Raw genomic sequence first — 2,555 nt, 5'->3', positions numbered from 1 at the left:
ATGAAAGGAATATCATCCCAGATAAAGTCGTTCCAAAGTGTATTTATAAAAGTCAATACAGAAACAATAACTAATATAAGTATTTTCAGTCTCATTATATTTTCGCTCCTACCGCCAATTCGTAAGTCATAAAAAAATCTAAATGAAGTTTGTTTAACATTTTCTCAATCGTTTCTTCAAACAGTAAAAACCCTGATGTCGGCAATGCAAACTTGCTAAGATGTAACACGTTGAACCCGTTTTTCTCTAATAGTCTCTTTAATTCACTTAAGGTGAATCTATAAAAATGTTTGTGAATTGTTGGTGGGAAAATCTGGAATTTTTCAGCTAATTTATCCATCCAGGGTACAACTGTGATTAAAATAAGTATGCCATCATCTGAAAGTACACGGTAAGTTTCCTCTATAACCTTTTCTGGATTAAATACATGTTCTATTACTGCAGAAATTATTACAATACCAAACTGTGATTTATTAAACGGTAAATTTTCACCTGATGCAGTAATAAGTTCAACTTGAATATCTTTTTTAGCGCGAATTAAGTTCTCATTAGGTTCAACTCCTATTGCTGATTTTAATTCAAATTGTTGTTTTAAAATACTTAACATTGCTCCATCAGCAGCACCAATATCCAAAATTGAGCGGTTAGAATTTTTTGAGTTGTATTTTTTTATCATTTCAATTGTCTTTTCTATTCTCCTTTTTAATCTGTATCTTGTTAAAGGATTTTCTTTGCGTCTCTTTAAATATAGTCCTGCATCAAGTATCATTTTAATTTCCCCTATTCCATACAGGAGCAAGTTTCCTTATAGAAAGCGCATCAAAGAAAACAGTACCTAATGTTTTTAATAAATTTCCATTGTACCCACAGCAAGCCCTGCATAGCTCGGAATCACTTACTTTGTTCATAATATGTAACTTTCTTAAATTCTGTATCTCAACAGAGTTCCATATTTCTAAAATTGATTCCAAATTAACATCGCCGATTATCTCCTTACCCGAATAATCCATACAACAAGGAACAACTTTGCCATCCCAGAATATCGCTAAACCGCGCCATAATCTGATGCAAGGAATTCCTTTATTTTGATTGTTATCATCACGGCCATCAAGTGAACTGTCAACAAACCCAGCACGGTCGTTAAACGGTTTTATTCTTACAGCATCAGCGCCTTTGCTTTTCCAAAGCCCGACAAAATCTTTTGCTTCATGTTTGTTATAAGTTAAATAAACCAACTGAACAATAGTATATGGGGCACGCTTACTATTATTATTCTTAATTTTCAAGAATGTTTCAGCATTCCTTGTTACTTCGTTAAAATCACCGCCAGGACGAATAGAACGATAAGTTTGCTCTCTTACAGCATCTATACTTAATACAAGTAAATCTAACCCGGATTCCATCAATTTATATCCAGTATTTTCATCCAGAACAGTAGCATTTGTCTGAATAAATGTTCTCAGCCCGCTCTTTTTAGCATATTTTATTATACTGAACACTTCTGGATGTAACAGTGATTCACCAGCAAAACATAAATCTACCATTTCGGTCGGTTTTTGTTTTATTTCATCTATCACTTTTTTAAATAGATGAAAATCCATATCTCCAATATATCTTGACATTTTTTCCCTCGGACACATTATACAATTCAAATTACATCTGTTGGTTAATTCTATAACAAGTTCACAAGGATAACCATTTAATTCTGTCTTTTGTCTAACATAGTCCATTGATAGTTTATATCTGTTTTGTAATGCAGATATTCTCATAGCAAGTTTTCTCTCTGATAAAAGTAAGTTTTGTTATAAACGCTTTCAAGAAAAACAGTCCTAAAATTGTTGGTATTAAACCATTGACAAAAGAAATAGTAATTCCAGCAGCGATAATGCCATCATAATTCATCTTATTTGTAAAAAACAAAACCAGTGCACTTTCCCTAACACCTATTCCTAAAATACTAATTGGTAAACCTTCTAGAAGTAACACAATCGGAATAAAAAACAGAAAATCAAGAATACCTGCTTGTAAGTTAAATGCATTGAATATAATGTAACAGTTCAAAATCAAAAATATTTCGGATAAAACCGAGAAAAAGAGCATATCAAAGTTTTTCAAACTAAATATGGTTGTCAAAAGCGCAAAGATTAAAACACAAATTAGTATTAATTGCCAAAAAGTCAAAACTCTGATTAGTAACCCTAAAAGTACAATTACAAATAATGCAAGAAATCTCAGAAGATAACCAAGTGTAATAGAATAAATACCTTTACGATATGGTATATTATAATTTTTATTCAGATAAACTGCCCTAAAAAATTCACCTGATTTTAACGGTGAAAGTAATTTCAGCGGTAAGCAGCCAAGTTTAATTGTCCTTACTTCATCTAAATCTATATTATAACCAAGAAATTCAAGTATGTATTTGTATTTATATATGCAAATCCACAAAGCAAAAACCACTGAACATAAAAATGCAATAAAGAGAATTTGAGGATTTGCTTCCGCAAAGGTAAATAATAAATTCTGAAAATCCATCTTTATGAGTACGAATGATA

General features: G+C 31.4%; 3 protein-coding genes. All 3 read right to left on the bottom strand.

Annotation, left to right across the window (positions count from 1 at the left end):
* Positions 1-94 precede the first annotated feature (94 nt).
* Positions 95-769 (bottom strand): class I SAM-dependent methyltransferase, encoded by a 675-nt coding sequence (locus AB1349_13605; protein ID MEW6558361.1) that lies wholly within the window; start codon positions 767-769, stop codon positions 95-97.
* A gap of 1 nt (position 770) precedes the next feature.
* Positions 771-1,769: a radical SAM protein gene (locus AB1349_13600; GenBank protein ID MEW6558360.1), complete on the bottom strand. Its 999-nt coding sequence runs from the start codon at positions 1,767-1,769 to the stop codon at positions 771-773.
* On the bottom strand, positions 1,738-2,555 hold an 818-nt coding region (locus AB1349_13595; protein MEW6558359.1), incomplete at its 5' end, for a lysylphosphatidylglycerol synthase domain-containing protein. The genes AB1349_13595 and AB1349_13600, both read right to left, overlap by 32 nt.

Source organism: Elusimicrobiota bacterium (assembly GCA_040757695.1).
Classification (GTDB): domain Bacteria; phylum Elusimicrobiota; class UBA8919; order UBA8919; family UBA8919; genus JBFLWK01.
This window is presented reverse-complemented; position numbering and strand designations above follow the sequence as displayed.

Bases quoted from the DNA above. Each gene is read 5' to 3' on its own strand.
- AB1349_13605 (MEW6558361.1), bottom strand. From the start codon at position 769: ATGATACTTGATGCAGGACTATATTTAAAGAGACGCAAAGAAAATCCT.
- AB1349_13600 (MEW6558360.1), bottom strand. From the start codon at position 1,769: ATGAGAATATCTGCATTACAAAACAGATATAAACTATCAATGGACTAT.